Below are 24,292 nucleotides of genomic sequence, written 5' to 3'. Positions count from 1 at the left end.
GGTAAACCAACCTTAACCTTTCTGGTCAAATCAGGTTACAATCGTGGTCAGAATAAAAATTAAAATGGCGGCAAAACAAGCGGCATGAAAAAACAGCGAGCGTTTTTAAAGTGGGCAGGTGGTAAGTACGGTTTGGTGGACGACATCAGACGCGTACTTCCTGACGGCGACAAGCTGATAGAACCCTTTGCTGGCGCTTGTTCGGTATTTTTGAATACCAATTATGATCGGTATTTACTGAACGACATTAACCCCGACTTAATTGCGCTATATAAAATTTTAAAGCGCAAACCGAAAACGTTTATCGAAGACGCCCGCCAATTATTTGTTACCGGTAACAATAAAGAGCAAAGCTATTACGCGTTAAGAGCACAGTTTAATGCGTCGAAAGACCCATACGAGCGGTCACTATTGTTCTTATACATGAATCGCCATGGCTACAATGGCTTATGCCGCTACAATAGTTCGGGTGGCTTCAACGTGCCTTTCGGACGATATGTAAAACCTTATTTCCCAGAACAAGAACTAGAGCTATTTGCAGAAAAAGCGAAGAAAGCGGTTTTCACCTGTGAGTCTTTCGCGAATAGTTTTCGCCGTGCTCGCAAAGGTAACGTGATTTATTGCGATCCGCCCTATTTGCCATTGAGCCCAACGGCTAACTTTACTTCTTATGCCACACAGGGGTTCGGCTTAGACGACCAACAGCTGTTAGCCAAGAAGGCGGTTATCGCCGCAAAGCAAAGGCAGATTCCTGTGGTGATTTCTAACCACGATACCGAGCAAGGGCGCTGGTTATACCGCGACGCGCAGCTTACAGAGTTGCGGGTAAGCAGGTTTATTAGCCAAAACGGTGCTAAACGAGGAAAAGTAGGCGAATTGATTGCTCTATTTTGTCCCGATCTGCTCTCTTCTGAGTCCAAAAATGTAGTTCCTATGCGAATTCGTGCAGGTAAAGCGGTATGACAGCGACCATCACTTGGACTGTGAAGGCCTTTTCAGAGCTAAACGTGTCTGAAGTATATGCCATGTGGAAGCTGCGCCAAGACGTGTTTGTAGTTGAACAAACATGCCCTTATCCAGACATTGATGGAACCGATGAAGACTGGTTTCACTTATTGGGTTGGGAAGGAGACCAACTAGTCGCTTATGCCCGTTTAATGTGGGTGAATGACGAAGCCCGAATTGGTCGTGTGGTGGTAGCTCAGTCGGCTCGCGGCAGAAGCTTAGGCCGTGAAGTTATGCAGCAAGCTATGAAATTTATCCACGCGACTCACGCGAACAGTTCTATTGTGTTAAGTGCACAGACTTATTTGCTCGACTTTTATCAGTCACTGGGTTTTGTTTCCACAAGTGACACTTACCTTGAAGATGACATTCCTCATCAGGAAATGGAGTACAAGCCGTGAGTGCCTTTGCTTTGGTCAGTGAGGTGCCAGAGCTTTCTGCTGCCGCTGCACATTTAGCTGAGCAATATGGTTTTAATTCTGAACTGAATGAAACACAAAGCTTCTATTTAAGGTTAACTCTAGAAGGTCTCGAGTTGGTTTGGGCTGCGCAACAGAAAGTGAAGCCACTACAGATTAGTTTTACCCATGGCAAACAAGCTTGGCGTCAGCAACTAGGGGGCGGTAAGCAAGAAGCCGTAGTTCGTGCCCTGGGTATTAATCGCGGGCATCGGCCATATATTTTAGACGCAACAGCTGGTTTGGGGCGTGACGGAATGATGCTCGCGCATTCCGGATGCAAAGTCGACTTACTCGAGCGGCACCCCGTTGTGCATGCATTATTGGACCAAGCCGTTTTGCACGCCAAACTGCACGAAAAAATGGGTGATTGGGTAAGCCAGCGTGTACGCGTGTTACCCGCGGGAAGCTTGCTTGATTCCATGCCGGAGTTATTGGCTAATGGATACGAGGAATCACCGCCAGACGCTATTTATTTAGACCCAATGTTTCCAGAGCGCGGTAAAACAGCCGCGGTTAAGAAGGACATGCAAATGCTGCAACAGTTAGTGGGAGGCGATGAAGACGCTGATCAACTACTACCGGCAGCGCTTGCATTAGCTACCTACAGAGTTGTCGTAAAACGCCCTGCCACGGCTCCTTTTTTAGCTGGGCAAACACCAACCACTCAAATTACCACTAAAAAACACCGCTTCGACGTTTACATTAAAAGTGCTTACTAAGCAGTAACCCTTTGCTAATTCTGTGGTGACAAGCCCACAACAGCTAGCTCACGGTGCATCCATTCAAAAGGTTTTGCCCACGGCTGCAATGCTTGTTGGTTAGCAGGCAGAGTAGAAATAGCATTGCGTGCCTCAGCAAGTGACGCGTAATTGCCTGTGACTACAACATACCAGTCGCCACCATTTCTAAGTGTGTGATAAACCATAAGGTTGTTTTGGTTCGCTTGCGCTTCAACAAATTGCATTGTGGCCTGTTCTTGGCTAAATGCCGCGAGTTGCAGACCTACACGACTTGCGTCCATATTCAGAATGATTGGATTGTCTTGTGCGTTTAACCACGCGTTAACAGGCTCTGGTGTCGCGTCCGGCTCTTGCGTTGTAGCTACCTCGGCCTCTTGATTAGGTACTTCAGGCTCGGCGCTCTCTGTACTTGCTAGCTCAGCAGGTTCTGACGTTTCTGAGGCTTCTGATACAGCGTTATTTTCAAGGGCGGCAGTAGCTGCTGCAACTAATGGATTAAACGACCGAACTTGGTATAAGCCAATATCGAAGTCGCCTTCCTGTTGATATTCACGCGCTGCAGACGCAAGGCGCGGTAACGCCTCTTGGTAACTCATGGTAAGTTGCGACTCACCCTGTTCAAGAACCGGGTTCAACCAGTCTTCGGGCTGTACGGGTGAGGTGAGATCGGTTGTTTGTGTTGCGTTACTCTCTGTTGCTGGAAGTGGACTCTCAGTACCAGACTCACTTTTTACTTCGTTACGCACTTGAGTTAGTTCTTGGTAGGTCGCCATAATATCGTCACGATACATCCAGCCAGACACCGCAACAGTAATCATTAAAGTAGCGACCATAGCCAATTTTAAGCGCATCGGCGTGCCTTCTTTCACGGGCGCTGACGACTGTGCAGTTTTCCGTTTTTGCGGCTTAGCAGTTTCTTGCTCTGGCGTGTCTTCAATGTGGTAGCGAGTTTTTTCTATAGGCGCGACTAAGTTTTGCAAGCTGTCTCGAATCACTCCAGGGTAGCTAAGCGAGGTGCCTAAGGCTGCTTGAATACGGTAATTGTCTGCGGCAAGCGCTTTGCCTTTCGCGTGTCCGCTCAGCAATCGTTTCGCAAATTGTAGTGCTTCTGAGTCGGTAAATTCAGGAATGACCACAATTTCCGGAGCGTCATTTTGATTACTCGGAAGTCGCTTTTTCTGACGTGCTGCCCATTCCGTTTTTCCAGAAATGATCACGCTAATACGATGACGTCCGGCGGTAAAACGACTATGCAATACAAGCTCTTGTAGTTCGTCGAGGATAACCGGTGGTAAATGTTCAGCGTCGTCTACCACAATCATCAAGTGTTGGGGTTGGCTTGGTAATGCGCGACGAATGCTTTTACTGAGCGATATGTCTTCCGGCATACGCATAACCGACGTAATTTGCTGCAAGATACGCTGACGAATTTGCTCAACGGTAAGCTTTTGCGGTGTATTGAGGTAAGCTAAATTGGCGTAATCGGAAGCTTGCTCGAGGAACACTTCTAAAAGTGTCGATTTACCTGCGCCTTCAGGGCCGGCAACAACCACCATTTGGTTACGAAACGTAGTTAAATAATGGAGTTGCTCCAATACTTTACGTTGGCTCTCCAATGCCTCTACAGGCATGGCCAATGGTGTATTTTCACTCGCTGCCATTTCATGTTGCGCTGAAAGCATAGCGGTCCTCAATTCACGTCAATGTACATTCGCAAACCACGAGCCAAAAGCTCGAAGTCTTATTGTTTAAGTTACTGCAATGCTGGCGTGAACTAAGTGCTCTGGAATGGCTTCATTCGTTACTTTGGCGCTGCCAATACCTGTTGGCAACACAAAACGAACTAATCCATTTTTTACTTTCTTATCGCGGAACAAGCCTTCATCCCAAACTTCCTGCGCTAAAGTTGGTGGCGCAATAGGAAGGCCTGCTGTCTCAATAAGGTTGGTAATGCGTCGATATTCTGACGATTCACACCAATGCAATGCTACTGCAAGGTGTGTAGCAATAACCATGCCACTAGCTACAGCTTCGCCATGTAGCCAATTCCCATAACCCATGGCGTTTTCAATGACATGGCCAAACGTGTGACCAAGATTCAGTAAAGCTCGTGAGCCTTGCTCTTTTTCGTCTTCGCTTACGATTTGCGCTTTAATTTCACAGCTACGTTGAATCGCGTAAGTCAGTGCTTCCGGGTCTTTGCTTAATAATTTTTCTATATTGCCTTCAAGCCAATTGAAAAAGTCGGCGTCGGCCATAATGCCGTATTTAATAACTTCGGCTATTCCTGCCTTAAGCTCTCGCTCGGGAAGGGTATTCAGGGTATCAATGTCGATAACCACTTGCTTGGGTTGGTGAAAAGCACCGATCAGGTTCTTACCATGAGGGTGGTTGACCGCCGTTTTACCACCCACAGAAGAGTCGACTTGCGAGAGCAGCGTAGTGGGTATCTGCACAAAGTCGACACCACGGTGTAATGTTGCTGCCACAAAGCCTGCAAGATCGCCAACCACGCCTCCGCCTAATGCTAAAACCACACTGTCACGGTGAAGGTTCAATGCTAACGCTTCAGACATGGCTTGTTGGTAAGTATCAAGAGATTTGAAAGCTTCACCGTCGGGCATTAAAAATTCGCCCACGATACGCTCGCCTAATACGCTTTTCACACGCTCTAGGTACAGTTCGGCAACGGTAGTATTGGAAATAACAAAGATACGTTGCTTCGGATTAAGGTGAGCCAGCAAAGACTCTAACTGTGTAAGTAGCCCACTGCCGATATGAATAGGGTAGCTGCGCTCTGCAAGTTGTACTTGAAGTTTTTTTGTCGCAGCTACCATTTTGTTAGCTCCTAGAACCCTAGCTTTTCTATGATTTGATTCGCTACGATTTTTGCACTTTGCTCGTCGGTTTGAATAACCACGTCCGCAATTTCTTCGTACAAAGGCTCGCGCTGTTCAGCTAAATCTTCTAAAACTGCTCGTGGGTCGTCTGCATTTGCTATAAGTGGACGACGCTTGTCGCGCTCTGTGCGTGCCACTTGCTTGTCGATAGTGGTTTTTAAGTACACCACAATACCGCGCGCAGAAAGGCGGTTACGGTTTTCTTTACTTACAATAGAGCCGCCGCCGGTTGCCAGAACAATACCTGCATTTTCAGTAAGGTCGCTGATTACTTTTTCTTCGCGGTCGCGGAAGCCTTCTTCTCCTTCTAATTCGAACACCCAGCTAATGTCTGCACCAGTACGGCGTTCAATTTCGGAGTCAGAGTCAAAAAATTCTAAGTGGAGAGATTTGGCGAGTTGTCGCCCGATTGTGCTTTTGCCAGCCCCCATTGGGCCAACTAAAAATATATTACGCTTATCAGCCATAATTGCTTACGTCACTTCAGTTTTGATCGCGTTTACATTAAATGATGAGTGTCTTCCACCCCTGTACCTGTGAAAAAAGACACGCGATTATCGCAATTTCAGGCACTCAAGGCAACCTATTGAAACGGCTGTGCCACGCTTAGGCTTTGGCTCAATTCGCACTGAGTTTGATTGCTCCGCCATGTTAAAGACTGGCTTGTTAATGCTACCAGCTGCCATTCTTCGTTAATAAAGTCGTGAATATATAATTTACGAAACAGCCCTTGGTGGTGGATGGCGGCAGAGTTGCTGGTGCGCGAACCTAAATATATCGCAAGCACTTCTGGCTGTAGGAAGTTTAAGTTGCTGCATTTGTCTTCAACTTGAGGAGTATCCTTTGTATTTATCTCTATGGGCTCTGGTTTATCCTCTGCTTCATTAGCAGTTTGCACTGTGCGTATCTCAGGTTTTGCTGCTGTTACTTCAGCGACCAATGGAGGTTTTGACTTGGCAATAGTGGGTGTGTCGTTGTTTAGGGTTAGAGAAACAGCGACTAAGCATAGCGTTATGCCGGAGGCAAGAAGCCGCTGAAATTGCTGGCGACTGCGGCGCCATTGATAGTGGCGTAGGAAGTCGTGTCGTTTATTCATGTTGGTTGGCGCATCTTATGCTAGCTCAACTTCGGCGGTTGCACACAAGTACTCTGCATGCTGAAGTTCTGGGTAAATACCTACGGGCAAAATTGGCCTATATGCTTCACCATCTTGTTCAGGTGCAACGCGAATATGCTTGGGCATTAAGCCATAGGGTTTGAGAGGCTCAATTATCTCCATAATTGTTGCGCGGTCAGTTCTGGCTAGCTGCCAGCAGCCTTTGCTTTCGGTCAGAGCCGACGATTCAACACTTATAATATCCCATAGCCATTGCTCGGGCTGAAGGTTGTGATTACGTAACCACTCTATCGGCCAGTTATTGTTCAATCGTGTTGTGTTTGGCTTGGCAATGCTTTCAAACGTAACTTGAGACCTAGGAAGGACGAGGGTCCAAGGTTTTTTGAAAAACTTTTGCTGGTTTAAGGAACTAAATAAATCCACCAAGCTCTTAGTACTGTGTGTGTGATTTGGTTGTTGGCAGAGCAAGAGGCATTTTGTCTTGTTCTGCCCCCCACTTCCCTCTCGTCGCTTCCCCCTTTCGAAAAGCCCCGCAGTCAGCCATAATTTGTCGAAACAAACAAAAAGACCTGAACGTTTTGTGAAATATTGGTTTAGCAGCACTGTATTTACCTTGATTTAATGTAACAAATTCCATTTGTGGTTAAATTTAGTTCAGATTCACCCTATAATGTGCGCCAGATAGCTAGGCGATTGCGGACTCTCACTTGTGTTGAAATTTCTAAAATTCTTTTTTGTTTCCATCTTTACTGTCGGTTTTATCGGTTTTTGTGCCGTTTTAGGCCTTTATTTTTACGTTAAACCGGAACTTCCGAGTGTAGAAACCTTACGCGACGTTGAGTTTCAAACACCGATGCAAGTGTATAGTGCAGACGGGAAATTGATTTCTCAGTTCGGCGAGCACCGCCGTATTCCGGTTACGTTTGAAGAGCTTCCACAAGACTTAATCGACGCAGTTCTAGCCACTGAAGATGCGCGTTTTTATGACCATTTCGGGGTTGACCCTATTGGTGTTATGCGTGCCGTGCGCGTACTGATTACGACCGGTTCAGCCCGTGAAGGTGCAAGTACCATTACCATGCAAGTGGCGAGAAACTTCTTCTTGTCGCGTGACAAAGTGTTGATGCGCAAAATTAAAGAAACCTTTATTGCCCTTCACATTGAAAGACTGCTTAGTAAGCAAGAGATTCTAGCGCTTTATATGAACAAACCTGGCCTCGGACACCGGGCTTTTGGTGTGGCTGCTGCTGCGGAAGTTTATTATGGTCGCAAACTCGACGAATTAACGCTTGCTGAATTAGCAACTATCGCGGGTTTATTCCAAGCGCCATCTGCGCTTAATCCTATATCTAACCCAGAACGTTCGGTGCAGCGTCGTCGCATCGTGCTAGGCCGAATGCTCGCCATGGAATATATCACCGAGGCTGAGTACGAACAGGCTTACAATGCTCCGGTAACAGCACGCTACCATGTGCCAGAAGTAGAAATGAGTGCGCCATATATCGCGGAAATGGTGCGTACAGAAATGATCGACCGTTATGGTGAAGACACTGCATATAACAGTGGCATGAAGGTTTACACCACAGTGCACTCTGAAATGCAGGCTGCCGCTGAAGCAAGTTTACGTGCCAATTTGCATGAATACGACGAGCGCCATGGCTATCGTGGTGCAGTAAGTAAACTTTGGGGCTACAGCGCGCAACAAGTTCGCGCTTTGCGTCCGGTGGGACCAATCACCGAAACGGCTCTAGCGGTAATCCGAGAGAACAACGGACAACGTTGGTCGAATGAAGACATTGTTGAACACCTCGATCGCCAACCTCGCTTTGGGCGTTTAATTGCAGCGGTAGTATTAAGCGTTGGTGAACAAGACGCGGAAGTCATGATGCGAGGTGGTGAAATTATCACCTTACCATGGGAAGCGATGAGTTGGGCTCGACCTTATCTTGACCATGACGACCAAGGTCCAGCGCCTTCAACCGCCGGAGAAATTCTAGCTTCAGGTGACCAGATTTGGTTACGTGAAGTGGAGGGCACTACTTACCTAGCGCAATTACCTGGACCTAGTTCTGCAATTGTTTCATTAAAACCGCAAGACGGCGCACTGCAGGCAGTCGTGGGTGGTTATAGCTTTAATGTGAGTCAGTATAACCGTGCAACTCAAGCTCAGCGCCAAGTAGGCTCAACGATTAAGCCTTTCATTTATGCCACTGCACTCGATCACGGATTTACGCTCTCTACCTTGGTAAATGACGCGCCTATTACACAATGGAACCCAGGCGCGGGTTCTGCGTGGCGCCCACGTAACTCCCCAGAGGTATACGACGGACCGATTCGTTTAAGAGAAGCGTTAGCACGCTCTAAGAACGTAGTGTCTGTTCGGTTGGTGCGAGCAATGGGTGTAGAAACTGTGCGTGGTTACTTACCTCGCTTTGGTTTCAACCCGAACGACCTTGCGCCGAATGAAACGATTGCCTTGGGCTCTGCTAGCTTTACGCCACTGGCGATGTCGCGTGCATTTTCAGTGTTTGCGAACGGTGGATTCTTGGTCGAACCCTACTTTATTGACCGCATCGAGAATTCGAACGGCGAAACCATATTTGAAGCTGAGCCTGTAGTTGCATGTTTAGCGTGTGAAGACGCTCGAGAAACTATTCTTGAAATGGAAGCCACCGCCGCAGAAGAAGGAACCGAGTTAGAAATTCCAGCTGAGCTGCAAGAACTTGCTGATCAAAATCTTGCGCCGCGAGTGTTGAGTAGACAAACCGCATACTTAGTTTCCAATGCTATGGAGTCTTCAATTTGGGGTGGCGGTTCATGGGCCCATGACACGGGTTGGAACGGCACAGCGTGGCGCGCACAGGTATTTAGAAACCGCGATATGTCGGGTAAAACCGGAACCACAAACGACGTGAAAGACGCGTGGTTTAGCGGCTTTGTTCGTGGTTTAGTCAGTGTTGTATGGGTAGGTTTTGATAGCTTAGACGAAGAACTAGGCCGCGTAACTTTAAATAGCAACCTCGACCGTGATCGCCAACCGATTGTGGGGTCAGAGTCGGGCGGTACTACTGCGCTACCTGCTTGGGTGCGTTATATGGAAACTGCATTACCTATGGTTGAAAGTGGGCCGCATCCACTACCTGACGGAATTGTTTCTGCGCGTATCGACGAAGAAACTGGACAGCTTTCAACACGCAATGACTACACCAGTATGTTTGAGTACTTTAAAGAAGGCACAGCGCCGAGCGAATTCGTTGAAGGAGACAACTCGGCACCGCTTATCTTTGAAGACGAAGATGAAGGTTTGTTTTAGGGGACTAGATCACCAGCTGTTGCTGAATTAGCTTCCCTAGCAGCTGGTGGAGATCAGACTGAACTCCGCCAGCAGTCACTTTTCTACCCGCACCAGGACCACTAATCACCAGCGGCATTTCGTTATACCAGTCGCTGGAAATGACAAAAATATTCTCTCCAGGAATAAGGTTTGTGAGCATGTCGGTGTTGTCGATAAGTTCTATACCTACCTTGGCATGACTGCGACCGTCGCGCACTTCAAAGCTAGCCATCAGGCGTGGAAGCTTGTTGTCTTTGCGCGCGCTGTTCCATAGCTGCTCCATCGGCTCGTCTAGTTCGCTTAAACGCTCCATGAACTCTTCTAACGGTAGGTCCTTCAAGTGTTCAGGCACCAACCCTTCTATTTCCACGTCAGACCAATCGAGCTGTGCACCGATGTCGCGAGCAACAATAAGTAGTTTGCGAACAATGTCATGACACGATAAGTCTTCACGAGGATCTGGCTCTGTAAAGCCTTCGGCTTTTGCTTTGCGAATGAGTTCACTAAAGGACTGTTTGCCATGGTCGTAATGTTCAAACAACCAGCTCATGGTGCCCGAGAAAATTCCGGAAATGCCGTGAATTTTATCGCCAGAGCGCATCAGATCGTTGATGGCATAGTTTAGCGGTAAGCCTGCGCCAACAGTGGTGTTGTATAGCCATTCGCGCTTATATTCCTGCTGAATGGTACGAATTTCCCGGTATAACGCATCTGGCGAAGAGCCTGCACGTTTGTTAGCGCTAATAACATGCATACCATTGGCAAATAGGCTTGGATACTGCTGAGCTACCGCGGAGGCGTCAGTGAGGTCCATGACAATCATTTCGTCGCAAGGAGCATTGGCAAGTTCACGCAATAGCTCGGTGAGAACGTAGGGCCGTGCTAAGCGATCAAAGCTTTCCTGCCAGTCTTGCAAGTCGACACCATTGTAATCTAGCCATAACCGTTTCGAATTAGCGACGCCCATAATTTTCACGTCTGCCGACTCATTCAGGTTGTCGCGCTGCTGGCGGAATAATTGTAGCCATTCACTACCAATATTGCCGCGGCCAAGTACCAAAATGCCAATACTCTTACGGAAGTTAAACAGTAAGCTGTGTAAACGGTTTAGCAGTCGGTTGTCGAGCTTTTGCCCTAAAATCGCAATGGCAGAATGGCCATTATCCGCTACAGCGAATTGGCGAAGCTGTTGCTCGTCTACTTGTCTTTTTAGTACCGCGAATTGGCGTGTTTCTTTAATTCGAGCGCCGACTAAAGCCACCATGCTGTAGCCACTTACTTCTTGAGCATGATGGTTGTCGTCTAGCTTCGCTAAAAAGTCGCGAACATAGTCGAGTAAGTTTTGGTGGAACGCAAAATGCTTAGCGTCGTTGTCTGTCCAGCTAATTAACGGTTCTAATTGGTTTTCCTCGAACGCCTGTAACAACGACTTTTGTTTCAGTGGAATACTAAACAGTGTTACGTCTTGTAGTGAGGTAAGTACTTTACCTTGCGCTTCGGCAAGTTCGTACTGACCAATGCGTGTTTGTTGATTCTCTACCTTCAAGCTAGAGCGCACGCTAATCACCATGCGCTCTCGGTCTACAGGCTGAAAGGTTCTAGGGTGAAGTACTGGACTTCCTAACCGTGCTAGCTCTTCAGCTTCTTGCCAATCTAATGTGGGTAAGCTAACAACGCGCTCTACCTTACGCGGGTCGGCACTGTACACGCCCGCAACGTCCTTCCAAATAGTGGTTTGCCGGCTGTTAATCAGGCTGCCAATTAACGTTGCAGAATAGTCACTACCGTTGCGGCCTAGTAATAGAGTGCGTCCAGTCCCTGCTTCTTGGCAAATAAAGCCGGTTACGATGAAGCGGGTTCCTGGGTAAGGTGCGATGCGTTCAATTAATGCTTGGCGAGAACTCTCTGTATGTATGACAGGCTCTGCAGCGTCGTCAGCAGACAAGAATGTGCGTGCATCAATATAGTCTGCGCGCGTACCTTGCTTTTGTAGCAAAGCGGCCAATAAACGTGCCGACCAAAGTTCACCGTAAGCACAAAGTTCGGCTTTCTCTATTTTCTCCTCGCCAATTAGCCATTTCCGCCAACGAACGAAGTCGTGCTCTGAACTTGCGCGCGTGTCTTGTTGTTGTCTACCGGAAAGCAGCTCATCAATTAAGCCCTGTTGATAACGCTGCAGTGAATCCAACAAAGTAGCCGCATACTCGGGCTGCTTTTCTCTGGCTTCCCATATCGCCAAAATGCGGTTGGTGGTGTCGCCTGCGGCGGAAACAATGACTAGATCAGAGCTGCCAGCATGCTCTGTAACAATACGGGCAACTCGTCTGTAGCAGAAAGCGTCTGCCAAGCTGCTGCCGCCAAATTTATGTAGGTGAACTTCATTGGCAATGCTTTCAACTCGGTCTGCGGTGACGGTCTGGCCTGTAGTCATGGATACGTTTTACCTAGCAATATGAAAAATGGAATATTTCGCATCATATCTAAAGTTGTATTCAAATAGAAGTTTAGATGGCTAAATAAATTTAATTAGGGCATAATTCGTTTTGTCATAACTTATAACGAAAGGTTTTCAAGCAATGAAATGGAACGGCGATTACATTTATCCCTATGCAGAGCATGGTAAAAAAAGCGAGCAAGTGAAAAAAGTGACGGTTTCCATTCCTTTGAATGTACTGAAAGTGCTCACCGACGAGCGCACACGTCGTCAAGTCAGTAACTTACGCCATGCTACAAATAGTGAATTATTATGTGAAGCGTTTTTACACGCCTTTACAGGCCAGCCATTACCTACCGACGAAGACTTGAAGAAAGAAAACCCGTATAAAATTCCACAGCAGGTGCGTGAAATATTAGAAGCCCAGGGCGTTCACGTGGGGCCAAATGAAATCCCTGAGCAATCTTCGGACGACGAAGACTAATTATCTAGCATGTAGTTTTCGGGTATGTCGATTCTAGCCACGCCCGACTCTACTGCTGCTTTTGCTACCGCTCGGGCAACGCGTTGACACAGTCTTGGGTCCATTGGCTTAGGAATAATATAATCAGGACCGAAAGAGAGGCTGTCTACTTGTGCAGACTTCAATACCGCAGCAGGAACTTCTTCCTTCGCTAAACTCCGAATGGCTTCTACTGCCGCCACTTTCATTTCGTCATTAATGGACGTAGCTCTTACATCTAGCGCACCGCGGAAAATAAACGGGAAGCATAGAACATTATTCACCTGGTTCGGGTAATCCGAGCGACCGGTAGCTACAATTACGTCTGAACGAGCTTCATGCGCCAATTCAGGTTGTATCTCTGGGTCTGGATTTGAACAGGCAAAAACCACAGGGTTGTCTGCCATCAGCTTAAGGTCTTCAGCCGATAGCAGGTCAGGCCCCGACACGCCTACAAATACGTCTGCACCGTTTATAACTTCCTGCAAGGTACGTTTGTCGGTGTTATTGGCAAATAATTGCTTGTATTCGTTTAGGTCTGAACGGCGAGTATGAATAACGCCTTTCGAGTCGAGCATATAAATGTGCTCGCGTTGCGCGCCACACTTAATAAGTAATTCCATGCAAGCAATGGCAGCAGCTCCCGCGCCCATACACACGATTTGTGCTTGTTCTATTTTCTTGTTGCGAATCTCGAGTGCATTTAGCAAGCCCGCAGCGGTAACAATAGCCGTTCCATGTTGGTCGTCGTGAAATACTGGAACGTCGCAGCGCTCAATCAGTGCCTGCTCTATTTCAAAACACTCTGGTGCTTTAATGTCTTCTAAATTAATGCCACCAAAGGTATTGGCAATCGAAGCTACAGTATTAATAAAGTCTTGAGTGGTGCGGTGTGTAACTTCAATGTCGATAGCATCAAGATTAGCAAAGCGTTTAAATAGCAGTGCCTTACCTTCCATGACCGGCTTTGACGCAAGGGGGCCTAAGTTACCTAGCCCGAGAATAGCAGTACCATTACTGATGACCGCAACTAAGTTGCCTTTAGCGGTGTACCGGTAAGCGTCTTCTGGGTCTGCCGCAATAGCTCGCACCGGCTCGGCAACGCCAGGACTGTATGCAAGTGCCAGATCTTTAACCGAATCTGCGGGCGTTGAAATTTCTACGCTAATTTTTCCTGGAGTTGGAAATTCATGGTAATCGAGAGCTTGTTGGCGAAAAGCAGCTTTTGGGTCGGTATTCGACGTATCGCTCATGCTGTTAGAGATCCTTAGCAGACAATAAGTTAGAAAAACTTAGACTATTCAAAGTAGTTGTTCAGTATAGAAACGCAAGTGTAATGTGTTTAGCCGAAAAAACACATCTTACCAATCTAGTTGTAAATTCAACCTTACAGAACCCGCATTCTGACTTGCTAGAAAGCGCAGAGGCGGGTATTGTGAGCCTTTGTTGTTGCCCAAGCTGGCGCGTAAAAGACCGGCGGGTATTTCATTATTTTAGACACTCGGAAGTAAACCATGAAACATTGGACTCAATTTTGGAAAGCCAGTAGATCGTTAAGTAGTTTCGCAGAAGGTAAGTCTTCGCAAGGCTACGCAGACGAAGTAAAGGCATACTGGGAAAATATTGCAAAAGATTTACCGAAAGACGCAGTAATTGTAGACGTAGGAACCGGGAACGGCGCGCTTGCAGTATTGTTGAATGACCTGAAGAAAGAAAAGAAAACTAACTGGACAATTCATGGTGTTGATGCAGCAGAAGTATTCCCTCAGGAATTAGAAAAAGCTGTTCCAGAATTTAAAGGTCGTTTCGATGGCGTTCAGTTCCACGGCGAAACCAGCATGACTAAAATGCCTTTCGACGACAACTCAGTCGACCTTATTGTGAGTCAGTTTGCGTTTGAATATGCAGACGAGAAGGAAGCATTAGCTGAAGCGCTGCGTGTATTAAAACCTTCTGGCCGCCTTGCTATGTTGGCGCATCACAAGAAATCGAATGTTCATAAGTCTACCGAAACTGGTGTTGAAGTTATCGATTATATCGTGGGTAAAACTCCGCTATTTATCCAAGCCGACTTGTTCCTGCGTTTTGCTTCTCAAGGCTTAACTCAAATGGACAAGCAGCAATTTGAAAGCACGCAAGAAGCGCAAGCGACAGGTAAAACGACTGAATGGATTGCTGAGCAAATTCGCGAGAAATTCAAAAAAGAAGAGCAAGACGTTTGGGTGACGGACATTTTGCGTCGCGTGTTTACTCTGATGGGTGCTGCTGACTCTGCTGAGAAAGCAAAACAAGCGGGTCGCGAGCTTTCAGGTCATTACGACTTGTTGTTGGGACATCAATTCCGTTTGAAAGACATGCTTGAGTCTGCGAAGACTGAAAGCCAAGTGAAGAAATTGATCACGGCTGCGAAAAAGTCTGGCGCGGAAGGCGATTATGAAAGCTTCAATGTTGAAGACGAAACCTTCGCATGGGCTGTTTCATTACAGAAGAGTTAAGTTGAAACTTAAACTGTAGATACAAAAAACGCCGCGAAAGCGGCGTTTTTTATGGAACAAGTAAAGTTAAACTTACTTGCTCTTAAGAGCGCCGAAACGCTTCTTGAAGCGGTCAACACGTCCACCAGTATCCAATACTTTCTGCTTACCAGTGTAGAACGGGTGACACTCAGAACATACGTCGATGTGAAGGTCTTCACAACGCGTAGAGCGAGTTTCAAATTTGTTTCCGCACGAGCAAGTTACATTGATTGCTTCGTACTTAGGGTGAATACCTTGTTTCATGGGTAACCTCATTTAAGGCCGCATCGCCATCCGCGCTCTCCGCGAACACCATACGTTGTTTCAATATATTGGGTGCTCATCCTGCTATACGTTCTGTAGATAGGCAGAACACAAGACTCGTCACCATTTCTAGCTAATTTTAGTATCGCTCATAAAGCGAGCGCGGATTTTACCTCACCTCATAGGTAGGATCAAGGCGATCATGAAGCGGTTTATGATTCCTTTCTTGCGCGTAAGTCGCTAGCATAAGGACATACATTCGCTTTACTTTAATTGGGTGAAATGACCGCGCCTCCTGCTAATAATCGCTTTGTTTCTGTGGCTTTGCCGGTTCCTTTACGGCAGGTATTTGACTACTTGCTGCCTGCAAACTTACCAGAACCTCCGGTCGGAGGGCGTGTTTTTGTGCCGTTTGGTCGTCGCAAGCTCATTGGGTTTGTGTTAGCGGTGGGTAGTGAAACAAGCTTTCCTGTTGAACAGATTAAACAAGTAGAAGAGGTTATTGATAGTGAGCCGTTGTGGCCCAAATCGATGTGGGACATGCTGCAATGGGCTGCGCACTACTATCATCATCCATTAGGCGACGTGCTTCAGCACGCGGCTCCCGCTCTAGTTCGGCAAGGCAAAATGCCGAAGTACGAAACAACGACTTTGTATGCGCTCACGGAAGAGGGTTCGGAAGTTATTCTTAACGACTTAGGCCGTGCGCCACAGCAGCAAAAATTACTTGCCGCACTGCAGAAAGGGCCGGTTTCTGCCGCAGGCGTGCGCGCGATAGAAGTACCTGCTGCAACGGTTAAAACACTGATCGACAAAAACTGGATAGAAGCTACAACGCGTTCCGAAACACCCCAGGAATGGGAATGTAAAGGTGCAAACGACCCATTACGCCTTAATGCTGAGCAAGCGGTTGTGGTAGCTGCCATGGCATCTGCTATTGAAAAGCATGAGCCAAAGGTTTGGTTGCTTGAAGGTGTAACCGGAAGTGGTAAAACTGAGGTTTACCTGCAAGCCATGGAGCCGGTACTAAAACGTGGTGAACAAGTGTTGGTTTTAGTACCTGAAATTGGCTTAACGCCACAAACCATCAAACGCTTTGCTAAACGTTTCGACGTGCCAATTGTGGTTTTGCATTCACAACTTACCGACACCGAGCGCCTCCAGTCTTGGTTGCAGGCGAAAGACGGTAAGGCAGCCATTATTATTGGCACTCGCTCCGCAATATTCACACCGTGTAAAAACATTGGCTTAATGATTATTGACGAAGAACACGACGCCTCGTTTAAACAGCAAGACGGGTTTCGTTACAACGCCAGAGATTTAGCGGTGAAAAGAGCCCACCAAGAGAAGTTTTCTCTAATCTTGGGCTCTGCTACGCCATCTTTAGAAAGCTTGGCGAATGTGAAAGCTGAGCGATATAGCTTGCATCAACTTACGCAGCGCGCAGGTTCAGCTCAAGCTGCGCAGCATGAAATTATCGACTTGAAACAACAGCGTATGAGCCAAGGCCTTGCCGAGCAAACCATGACTCTCATGGCTCGACACCTACAGGCGGGTAATCAAGTGCTGTTGTTTATTAACCGCAGAGGTTACGCCAGCTCTTTACTTTGCCATGAATGTGGCTGGGTAAGTGACTGTAATCGATGTGAGTCGAACATGACCTTACACCAGCAATCCCATAGCTTACAGTGCCACCATTGTGGCTCGCAGCGTCGAGTACCACGGCAGTGCGGGCAATGCGGTAGTACCCAACTCATTTCCCAAGGATTAGGCACCGAACAGCTAGAGGAAGCTTTACAGAAGCACTTCCCCGGTTATCCCGTGCTGCGCATAGACCGCGACAGCACCCGTAAAAAGGGTCAGCTCGAAACAGCGTTACAAGCCGCAACGAAAGGTGAGTACCCTATTTTGCTGGGAACACAAATGTTGGCAAAAGGGCACCATTTTCCAGACGTAACTTTAGTGGCGCTTCTCGACGTAGATGGCGCACTATATAGCTCCGATTTTCGTGCGCCCGAACGGTTAGCACAATTATTTGTGCAGGTTGCGGGCCGAGCTGGCCGTGCTGAGAAAAAGGGAACGGTACTGTTACAAACCCATCACCCCGAGCACCCATTGGTGCAGGAGTTAGTGAATAACGGTTACCGAGACTTTGCCCAAGCGGCGCTTGAAGAACGAGAAATAGCGTTGCTTCCGCCTTATTCAGCAATGGCGTTACTACGCTCAGAAGCAACGTCGATACAGGCGGCAGAAAGCTTGCTGAAAGCAATGCTGCCAGTTTTCGAGGCTTACGGTGAAGTGACTGCAATGGGGCCTATTTCTGCGCCGTTAGGTCGAAGAGCAGGGCGCTATCGCTTTCAACTGATTTTATATGCACAACAAAGGGCTCCACTGCATAAATGTTTACGTGAAGTGTTGCCCATACTCGAAAAGTTACCCGAAACACGTAAAGCAAGGTGGTCGCTCGACATTGATCCACAAGATTTTGCTTGAGTCGCGCCTTTTTTTTATGTCGCTGAACGATTAAACTAAGCGACCATTTTGAATGAATATACAACTGAGGTTTGGCTGGCGCCATGAAAGAACAAATTGAATCCCTTCTCGCGCAGGCGCTTGCGCATCTGAAATCGAATGAAACTCTACCTGCAGATGTGGAGCCACGTATTCAGCTAGACCGTCCACGCGACAAAAGCCATGGCGATTTCGCAACAAACCTAGCCTTGATGCTAGCAAAACCGGCGAAACAGAACCCAAGAGCATTGGCTGAAGCTATTGTGGCGGCGATTCCAGAGAATAACCTTCTTTCTAAGTGTGACATTGCAGGCCCAGGCTTTATTAATTTCACGTTAGACCGTGCTCAACTTATTGGTCAGCTAGAAAACGCTTGGCAAGACAGCAACCTAGGTGTTGACGTTGCGGAGCAAGGCGACACGGTTGTTATTGATTACTCTTCGCCGAACCTTGCGAAAGAAATGCACGTAGGGCATTTGCGCTCTACCATTATTGGCGACGCTGTTGCGCGTGTACTTGAGTTACAAGGCCATAAGGTTGTTCGCCAGAACCATGTGGGCGACTGGGGTACGCAATTCGGTATGCTGCTAGCGCACATGGAAGACGAGATGCAAGACCAAGCCGAAGCTCGCCTTCAGCTTGCAGACCTAGAAACTTTCTATAAAGCAGCGAAAAAGCGCTTTGACGAAGAAGAAGGCTTCGCTACTCGTGCGCGTAATTTAGTAGTAAAGCTTCAGTCTGGCGACCCACAATGCCAAGAGCTATGGCAAGAATTCATTCATATTTCATTGTCACACTGCCAAGAAGTCTATGACCGTTTAGGCGTAAAGCTTAGCCAAGCTGATGTAATGGCCGAAAGTGCATATAACGACGACCTTGCACCAGTGGTTGCTGACCTTACTGAAAAAGGTTTGTTGGTAGAAGACGAAGGCGCGAAATGCGTGTTCTTGGACGAATTTAAAGGTAAAGACGGCGAGCCACTTCCTGTTATTGTGCAGAAGAAAGATGGCGGCTATTTGTACGCAACTACCGACTTAGCCGCAGTTCGCTACCGTGTGGGTGAGCTTCACGCAGACCGCGCAATTTACGTAGTAGACGCGCGTCAGTCGTTGCACTTTGAGCAAATTTTCACAGTTTCAAGAAAAGCCGGTTACGCAAGTGACGCGGTTAAACTTGAGCACCTTGGTTTCGGTATGGTGCTAGGTAAAGATGGTCGCCCATATAAGAGCCGTGACGGTGGTGTAACCAAACTTGCAGACTTGCTCAACGAAGCTGAACGTCGTGCCCTGGAGCTAATTAGCGAGAAAGACAATGACCTTTCTGCGGCAGAGCGTTACGACGTTGCACGTGTTGTGGGCATCGCCTCTGTTAAATACGCAGACCTTTCTAAGAACAGAACTAGTGACTACATGTTCGACTGGGACACCATGTTGAGTTTCGAAGGGAACACGGCGCCTTACTTACTTTACGCGAACACACGAGTGAAGAGTGTCTTCCAAAAAGCGGGTGTAACCATGGACTCGTTGCAGGGCGAAATTCAGCTGCCAACCGAGCAAGACGAAGCACTGGCGAATGTATTAGTCCGTTTCGCTGAAACTATTCAGTCTGTAGGACAAAAAGGTATGCCGCACTTTTTATGTGGTTACTTATTCGAATTGGCGGGCGCATTCTCGTCGTTCTACGAGGCATGCCCAATTCTAAATGCCGAGGATGAAGCATTAAAACAAAGCCGTTTGAAGCTTGCTGCACTTACGCAACGCACGCTGGAAAAAGGCCTTGAATTGCTTGGCATCGAAACCTTAGAACGGATGTAAATTACTTTGGCTGTAGATTACGCGAAGAAGAAAGCCCCGAAGCGCAAACCTCCCCCGAAACGTAAGAAGTCGGTAGCAGCGAAGCCTCGAGCAGGAGCAAAGAAGAACCATAGCGGTGGTTCTCCTTTGCCGCGCGTAATTATGGCCATTATTATCCTAGTAGCATTCGTGGCTTTGCTGGTTTGGTTGAAGTCTAAAAACACCGAGCAAGCAGTGCAAAGTCAACCTGGTGCTGCGCAAGTGAATGAAGAGCCGCTTCCTGAGCCGCCACAAGAACAATGGCAATACATCGACGAGCTAGAGAACAAGGAAGTAGAAGTTGATGTTCCTGAGCGTGCAGAGTCGCACCCACGGGTGATTCAATGTGGCTCATTCCGTTCAGAAAGTGATGCTGAAGCGATGAGAGCGCAAATTGCATTTATCGGCTTAGAAGCTCAAATTCGTGCCACCGAGGGAACTTCTGGCTTATGGCACCGAGTCGTGCTTGGGCCATTTGAAAACCAACGTGCGGCACAAAGCACAAACCACCAATTACAACGCGGTGGTATGCATGGTTGCCAGATCTGGAACTGGACATTCGATTGAGCTATTGAATTTTAGCTCCCCCGCCCCTATCTCAACTTCTATACCTCAAAACGCCCATATTAGGAGTAGAGATTTATGACCACGATCGTATCGGTGCGCCGAGGAGATAAAGTTGCCATTGGTGGTGACGGACAAGTTTCTCTAGGCAACACGGTAATGAAGGGCAATGCGCGTAAAGTTCGCCGCTTGTACAAAGACCAAGTTTTAGCAGGGTTTGCAGGTGGAACTGCAGACGCTTTTACACTATTTGAACGATTTGAAGCGAAACTAGAACAGCATCAAGGTCATCTAACCAAAGCCGCAGTTGAGTTAGCCAAAGACTGGAGAACCGACCGAGCCTTACGAAAGCTAGAGGCGTTGTTGGCGGTGGCAGACAAAACAACTTCACTCATTATTACCGGTAACGGCGACGTCGTGCAGCCAGAGGACGACTTAATTGCCATCGGTTCTGGCGGACCCTATGCGCAAGCCGCTGCACGTGCACTTCTCGAAAACACGGAAATTGCAGCGCCAGAAATTGTGGAAAAAAGCCTGAGTATCGCCGGCGATATTTGTGTGTATACAAACCGATTCCAAACCATTGAAGTGTTGGATGCAGTACCTTCTAAGGAGTAATTATGTCTAACATGACACCGCGCGAAATTGTCGACGAACTTAATCGCCACATTATTGGTCAAGACGAAGCAAAACGCGCCGTTTCTGTAGCTTTGCGTAATCGCTGGCGTCGTATGCAGCTGAACGAAGAGTTGCGCCAAGAAGTTACACCGAAAAATATATTAATGATTGGTCCAACGGGTGTAGGTAAAACTGAAATAGCCCGCCGTTTAGCGAAACTAGCGAACGCGCCATTCATTAAAATTGAAGCCACAAAATTCACGGAAGTCGGTTATGTGGGTAAGGAAGTAGACTCCATAATTCGCGACTTAACCGACACCGCAGTGAAACTGATGCGAGAAACAGAAATGGCTCGCGTTAGACACCGCGCCGAAGACGCTGCAGAAGACCGTATTCTGGACGTACTGTTACCTCCAGCTAAGAAAGGTTGGCCGAGCGACGATGAAGACGACTCAAACAGCGAAGACTCTAGCCAAACACGACAAGCTTTTCGTAAGAAATTGCGCGAAGGCAAGTTAGACGACAAAGAAATTGAGATTGAAGTTTCTATGACCCAAATGGGTGTAGAAATTATGGCTCCTCCGGGCATGGAAGAAATGACTTCTCAGTTGCAGAACATGTTCCAGAACATGTCGGGTGGCAAAACCAAGAAACGCAAAATGAAGATTAAGGACGCGTTTAAAGAATTGGTTGAAGAAGAAGCTGCGAAAATGCTTAACCCTGAAGAAATTAAGGAAAAGGCAGTAGCTGCAGTAGAGCAAAATGGCATCGTGTTCCTAGACGAAGTAGACAAGATCTGTAAGCGTTCAGACTCTAGCGGAGGTCCAGACGTTTCCCGTGAAGGCGTGCAACGTGATTTGCTTCCTCTAGTTGAAGGAACAACCGTAAGCACGAAGCACGGTATGGTTCGCACCGACCATATTCTGTTTATTGCGTCTGGCGCGTTCCAAATGAGCAAGCCGTCTGACCTAATTCCAGAACTACAGGGTCGCTTACCGATTCGGGTGAACTTAAAAGCGTTAACCACAGACGACTTTGTCAGCATTTTAACTGAGCCGAATGCTTCATTAACCGAACAGTACCGTGCGCTAATGAAAACCGAAGGCGTAGACATCGAGTTCACGCAAGACGGCATTCGTCGTATTGCTGAAATAGCTTGGCAAGTGAACGAGCGCACCGAAAATATTGGTGCACGACGCTTGCACACGGTATTGGAGCGTTTGATGGAAGAGATTTCGTTCGAAGCTTCAGAGCGTGAAGGTGACCATATTTCTGTAGACCAAGCTTATGTGAATAAGTACTTGAATGAGCTTGCAGATGACGAAGACTTAAGTCGATTCATCCTGTAGGTCGTTTAAATCAGGAAGTATTTGAAATGTAGAGCGGGCATGGAAACTTGCCCGCTTTTTTATTTCTCGCTAATTAGGCTGAAATTCACTTCGCCCCAGGTTTTCCAATGCTTTTTAAGAATTTCTCGTGCCTCTGAAGTGTTCACCGGTGGCGAGAGCAAATAGCCTTGAGCCGAGTCACAACCCAGGTCAAGTAAAGTGGCGAGCTGTTCGTGGGTTTCTACACCTTCGGCAATGACGGTTTTGCGCAAGCCATGACTGAGTTGAACTAGAGTTCTTACAATCGTGAGGTTAGAGTCGCCTTCTAGCATTTCATGAACAAAGCTACGGTCTATTTTAATTCGGTCAAACGGAAGTCTGCGCAAATAAGACAACGACGAGTAACCAGTGCCGAAGTCGTCGATAGAAATGCGAATGCCCATCTCTCTGAGTTCACTTAATACGTTCAAACCTGTGGTCATGTCTGAAACAGCGACACTTTCTGTGATTTCTAGCTCTAAGTCTGTTGCTTTCAGTTCGTATTGCTGGAAAAGTTTCTGAATGTGGGAAGTGAGTCGGTTGTTTTGGAACTGACGAGCACCCAAGTTTACGGCAATGGGTACGGTTCTTTCGCCAGCTTTTCGCCATTCATAAATAAGTTTTGCGCAGCGAGCTAGAACCCAGTCGTCCAAATCTGAAATCATGCCGAGCTGCTCGATAAATGGCAGGAATTCGCCTGGTCCTAATAAGCCACGGATAGGATGTTGCCAACGTACTAGGGCTTCAAAGCAGGTTAAAGCTTGTCTACGGCCACTAAAAATGGGCTGTAATTGAATGAAAAACTCGTCTTGTGCAAATGCGCGGCGTAATTCCGGCTCGATGTCTGCAAGCCTTATGTAATGCTCGTCCATTCCGCGTTGATAAACCATCACGGACGGGTTGCTAGAAAGCTTTGCATTCGCCAGTGCTATGTTTGCTTTACTGACTAATGTTTCTGCACGGCTGCCGTGCTGAGGATATCGAGAAACTCCCACACTGCAAGAAACAGAAAGCTCGCGGCCATCTATGTGCATAGTGTCTTGCAGACGGTCATGTATGTTTTGTCCTAGTTCCTGCAGTAATGACAAGCGTTTGAGGTGATCAAATACAATAACAAACACGTCGCCACTAATTCTGGCTTGGAAAATTTGACGGTAAGGCAAAGCTTTCAAGCGGTCACTAATTTCAACAAGAACTCTGTCGCCGCCCTTCATACCTAACGTGTCATTAATGGCCTTAAAACGGTCTGCACCGATCATCACAATCGACAGCTGTCGGTCGCTTGCTCTACACGAATCGATGAATAGTGGGAGCTTGGTCATGAGCTCTTCGCGGTTAGGAAGCTGCGTAAGTGCGTCGTGCCTACCGAGAAAGTCGGCTTGTTGAATGGCGCTGAGCGCATGGTGTCTTTCACTGTCGAGCAGCCAAATGGTAATACCCAGCACCACAACCACGACAGAAACCATGTTGAAGTAGCCTTGTAATGCCCACACGACTTCATTTAGGCCATTAAGGCTAAGAAACAACAGAGCACCTAATACGCCCAAGTTCTTAAGCCCATGCACTATGAACGAGAAGGCGATAAGTTTTGGTCCTAGCCCCGCTTTGGTGACTAGCCAAATGATAATCCCTGCGAGTAACAGGGCGAGGCCTGTGATCAAGAACATCGCATCGTCGCCGTAAGAAACAACTTCAAGACCTGACGCAGGCTCAGTAAAGAAAATCGGTGCAACGCCACCTACAATACTAATCGCGTATATGAGCCAGCGCACTTTCTTACGGGGTAGCTTATTTCGAATAATATCGACCGCGCCTATAACTAACGAAGCAAGTGCTACATAAAATGCGCTAATGTGAAAATGCTTTAAATAGAATAAGGTGTTGTCTGAAAACCAGTCGAAGTCAAAACCTACTAAGCGTATGAAATTAGCTGCACAGCCTAATGAATAGTAGAACGTTGCATACGACCAAAACCGGAGGTAACTGCGCTTATATTGGCGATAATAAAACAGCAATAGCACGGCAAAACCGAACATAAGTAAAGCTTGTCCGGCATAACTTGAGCTTGCAATTAATGTGGTAGAAATCGCCATAGAAGAATTAAGCTTTGCGGTAAGGTAAAGAACT

At 47.3% G+C, this 24,292-nt stretch carries 20 protein-coding genes; 11 read left to right on the top strand and 9 right to left on the bottom strand.

Features of this window, described 5'->3' with window-relative positions; genetic code table 11:
- The first annotated feature begins 84 nt into the window (after window positions 1–84).
- From DQX04_RS10820 to DQX04_RS10810, 3 genes are read left to right on the top strand one after another with little or no spacing between them, the layout of a single operon-like run.
- Window positions 85–963, top strand: coding sequence for a Dam family site-specific DNA-(adenine-N6)-methyltransferase (locus DQX04_RS10820; RefSeq protein ID WP_111915940.1), 879 nt, complete (start codon window positions 85–87; stop codon window positions 961–963).
- Window positions 960–1,406, top strand: coding sequence for a GNAT family N-acetyltransferase (locus tag DQX04_RS10815; RefSeq protein ID WP_165831988.1), 447 nt, complete (start codon window positions 960–962; stop codon window positions 1,404–1,406). Before DQX04_RS10820 ends, DQX04_RS10815 begins: the two co-directional genes overlap by 4 nt.
- Window positions 1,403–2,185: a class I SAM-dependent methyltransferase gene (locus tag DQX04_RS10810; protein WP_111915939.1), complete on the top strand. Its 783-nt coding sequence runs from the start codon at window positions 1,403–1,405 to the stop codon at window positions 2,183–2,185. The genes DQX04_RS10815 and DQX04_RS10810 overlap by 4 nt, the downstream gene beginning before the upstream one ends.
- Window positions 2,186–2,199: 14 nt before the next feature.
- On the opposite strand, the gene DQX04_RS10805 is transcribed toward DQX04_RS10810, so the two are convergent.
- From DQX04_RS10805 to DQX04_RS10785, 5 genes are all read right to left on the bottom strand, one after another.
- A complete protein-coding gene (locus tag DQX04_RS10805; RefSeq protein WP_111915938.1) occupies window positions 2,200–3,888 on the bottom strand; it encodes an AAA family ATPase in 1,689 nt (562 codons plus the stop codon).
- A 66-nt stretch (window positions 3,889–3,954) separates the two neighbouring features.
- The gene (gene aroB / locus DQX04_RS10800) at window positions 3,955–5,043 is read right to left on the bottom strand and encodes a 3-dehydroquinate synthase (RefSeq protein ID WP_111915937.1); all 1,089 of its coding nucleotides are present in this window, start codon (window positions 5,041–5,043) and stop codon (window positions 3,955–3,957) included.
- Between the two features lie 11 nt (window positions 5,044–5,054).
- Complete coding sequence (aroK, locus tag DQX04_RS10795) at window positions 5,055–5,573, bottom strand: shikimate kinase AroK (RefSeq protein ID WP_111915936.1); 519 nt, start codon at window positions 5,571–5,573, stop codon at window positions 5,055–5,057.
- A gap of 116 nt (window positions 5,574–5,689) precedes the next feature.
- Window positions 5,690–6,202 carry a hypothetical protein gene (locus tag DQX04_RS10790; protein ID WP_111915935.1) on the bottom strand — a complete coding sequence of 171 codons (513 nt, stop codon included), beginning with the start codon at window positions 6,200–6,202 and terminating at the stop codon, window positions 5,690–5,692.
- Between the two features lie 15 nt (window positions 6,203–6,217).
- Window positions 6,218–6,532 (bottom strand): hypothetical protein, encoded by a 315-nt coding sequence (locus DQX04_RS10785; protein ID WP_126266353.1) that lies wholly within the window; start codon window positions 6,530–6,532, stop codon window positions 6,218–6,220.
- Between the two features lie 403 nt (window positions 6,533–6,935).
- Between DQX04_RS10785 and DQX04_RS10775 the strand changes: the two genes are divergently transcribed.
- A complete protein-coding gene (locus DQX04_RS10775; RefSeq protein ID WP_111916004.1) occupies window positions 6,936–9,536 on the top strand; it encodes a penicillin-binding protein 1A in 2,601 nt (866 codons plus the stop codon).
- 4 nt (window positions 9,537–9,540) lie between these two features.
- Here the strand turns inward: DQX04_RS10775 and metL are convergent, their stop codons facing one another.
- A complete protein-coding gene (metL, locus tag DQX04_RS10770) occupies window positions 9,541–11,988 on the bottom strand; it encodes a bifunctional aspartate kinase/homoserine dehydrogenase II (RefSeq protein WP_111915932.1) in 2,448 nt (815 codons plus the stop codon).
- A gap of 145 nt (window positions 11,989–12,133) precedes the next feature.
- Here metL and metJ point away from each other — a divergent pair, with 145 nt between their 5' ends.
- Complete coding sequence (metJ, locus tag DQX04_RS10765; RefSeq protein ID WP_111915931.1) at window positions 12,134–12,475, top strand: met regulon transcriptional regulator MetJ; 342 nt, start codon at window positions 12,134–12,136, stop codon at window positions 12,473–12,475.
- On the opposite strand, the gene DQX04_RS10760 is transcribed toward metJ, so the two are convergent.
- Window positions 12,472–13,746, bottom strand: a complete 1,275-nt coding sequence (locus tag DQX04_RS10760) for a malic enzyme-like NAD(P)-binding protein (protein ID WP_111915930.1) — start codon at window positions 13,744–13,746, stop codon at window positions 12,472–12,474. The genes metJ and DQX04_RS10760 overlap by 4 nt on opposite strands.
- A 261-nt stretch (window positions 13,747–14,007) precedes the next feature.
- On the opposite strand from DQX04_RS10760, the gene DQX04_RS10755 reads away from it, so the two are divergent.
- Window positions 14,008–14,988, top strand: coding sequence for a class I SAM-dependent methyltransferase (locus DQX04_RS10755; RefSeq protein ID WP_111915929.1), 981 nt, complete (start codon window positions 14,008–14,010; stop codon window positions 14,986–14,988).
- A gap of 72 nt (window positions 14,989–15,060) precedes the next feature.
- On the opposite strand, the gene rpmE is transcribed toward DQX04_RS10755, so the two are convergent.
- Window positions 15,061–15,273, bottom strand: a complete 213-nt coding sequence (gene rpmE, locus DQX04_RS10750; protein ID WP_111915928.1) for a 50S ribosomal protein L31 — start codon at window positions 15,271–15,273, stop codon at window positions 15,061–15,063.
- Window positions 15,274–15,555: 282 nt separating this feature from the next.
- On the opposite strand from rpmE, the gene priA reads away from it, so the two are divergent.
- The 5 genes from priA (at window position 15,556) to hslU (ending at window position 22,147) form a co-directional block, all read left to right on the top strand.
- A complete protein-coding gene (gene priA / locus DQX04_RS10745) occupies window positions 15,556–17,766 on the top strand; it encodes a primosomal protein N' (protein ID WP_111915927.1) in 2,211 nt (736 codons plus the stop codon).
- 83 nt (window positions 17,767–17,849) lie between these two features.
- Window positions 17,850–19,598: an arginine--tRNA ligase gene (gene argS, locus DQX04_RS10740; protein WP_111915926.1), complete on the top strand. Its 1,749-nt coding sequence runs from the start codon at window positions 17,850–17,852 to the stop codon at window positions 19,596–19,598.
- Window positions 19,599–19,604: 6 nt separating this feature from the next.
- A complete protein-coding gene (locus tag DQX04_RS10735) occupies window positions 19,605–20,183 on the top strand; it encodes an SPOR domain-containing protein (protein WP_111915925.1) in 579 nt (192 codons plus the stop codon).
- A 75-nt stretch (window positions 20,184–20,258) separates the two neighbouring features.
- Window positions 20,259–20,798, top strand: a complete 540-nt coding sequence (gene hslV, locus DQX04_RS10730; protein ID WP_111915924.1) for an ATP-dependent protease subunit HslV — start codon at window positions 20,259–20,261, stop codon at window positions 20,796–20,798.
- Window positions 20,799–20,800: 2 nt separating this feature from the next.
- The gene (gene hslU / locus DQX04_RS10725) at window positions 20,801–22,147 is read left to right on the top strand and encodes an HslU--HslV peptidase ATPase subunit (RefSeq protein ID WP_111915923.1); all 1,347 of its coding nucleotides are present in this window, start codon (window positions 20,801–20,803) and stop codon (window positions 22,145–22,147) included.
- A gap of 59 nt (window positions 22,148–22,206) precedes the next feature.
- Here hslU and DQX04_RS10720 read toward each other — a convergent pair whose 3' ends face one another.
- Complete coding sequence (locus tag DQX04_RS10720) at window positions 22,207–24,258, bottom strand: bifunctional diguanylate cyclase/phosphodiesterase (protein WP_111915922.1); 2,052 nt, start codon at window positions 24,256–24,258, stop codon at window positions 22,207–22,209.
- Window positions 24,259–24,292 lie beyond the last annotated feature (34 nt).

The organism is Aliidiomarina sp. B3213 (assembly GCF_003290085.1).
Classification (GTDB): Bacteria; Pseudomonadota; Gammaproteobacteria; order Enterobacterales; family Alteromonadaceae; genus Aliidiomarina.
The sequence above is the reverse complement of the archived record's forward strand: the minus strand, read 5'-3'. Positions and strand labels throughout refer to the sequence as shown.

Excerpts from the sequence above, each read along its gene's own strand:
- DQX04_RS10820 (WP_111915940.1), top strand. The coding sequence starts at position 85 with ATGAAAAAACAGCGAGCGTTTTTAAAGTGGGCAGGTGGTAAGTACGGT.
- DQX04_RS10815 (WP_165831988.1), top strand. The coding sequence starts at position 960 with ATGACAGCGACCATCACTTGGACTGTGAAGGCCTTTTCAGAGCTAAAC.
- DQX04_RS10805 (WP_111915938.1), bottom strand. The coding sequence starts at position 3,888 with ATGCTTTCAGCGCAACATGAAATGGCAGCGAGTGAAAATACACCATTG.
- aroB (WP_111915937.1), bottom strand. The coding sequence starts at position 5,043 with ATGGTAGCTGCGACAAAAAAACTTCAAGTACAACTTGCAGAGCGCAGC.
- aroK (WP_111915936.1), bottom strand. The coding sequence starts at position 5,573 with ATGGCTGATAAGCGTAATATATTTTTAGTTGGCCCAATGGGGGCTGGC.
- DQX04_RS10790 (WP_111915935.1), bottom strand. The coding sequence starts at position 6,202 with ATGAATAAACGACACGACTTCCTACGCCACTATCAATGGCGCCGCAGT.
- metL (WP_111915932.1), bottom strand. The coding sequence starts at position 11,988 with ATGACTACAGGCCAGACCGTCACCGCAGACCGAGTTGAAAGCATTGCC.
- metJ (WP_111915931.1), top strand. The coding sequence starts at position 12,134 with ATGAAATGGAACGGCGATTACATTTATCCCTATGCAGAGCATGGTAAA.
- DQX04_RS10760 (WP_111915930.1), bottom strand. The coding sequence starts at position 13,746 with ATGAGCGATACGTCGAATACCGACCCAAAAGCTGCTTTTCGCCAACAA.
- DQX04_RS10755 (WP_111915929.1), top strand. The coding sequence starts at position 14,008 with ATGAAACATTGGACTCAATTTTGGAAAGCCAGTAGATCGTTAAGTAGT.
- rpmE (WP_111915928.1), bottom strand. The coding sequence starts at position 15,273 with ATGAAACAAGGTATTCACCCTAAGTACGAAGCAATCAATGTAACTTGC.
- priA (WP_111915927.1), top strand. The coding sequence starts at position 15,556 with ATGACCGCGCCTCCTGCTAATAATCGCTTTGTTTCTGTGGCTTTGCCG.
- argS (WP_111915926.1), top strand. The coding sequence starts at position 17,850 with ATGAAAGAACAAATTGAATCCCTTCTCGCGCAGGCGCTTGCGCATCTG.
- hslV (WP_111915924.1), top strand. The coding sequence starts at position 20,259 with ATGACCACGATCGTATCGGTGCGCCGAGGAGATAAAGTTGCCATTGGT.
- hslU (WP_111915923.1), top strand. The coding sequence starts at position 20,801 with ATGTCTAACATGACACCGCGCGAAATTGTCGACGAACTTAATCGCCAC.
- DQX04_RS10720 (WP_111915922.1), bottom strand. The coding sequence starts at position 24,258 with ATGGCGATTTCTACCACATTAATTGCAAGCTCAAGTTATGCCGGACAA.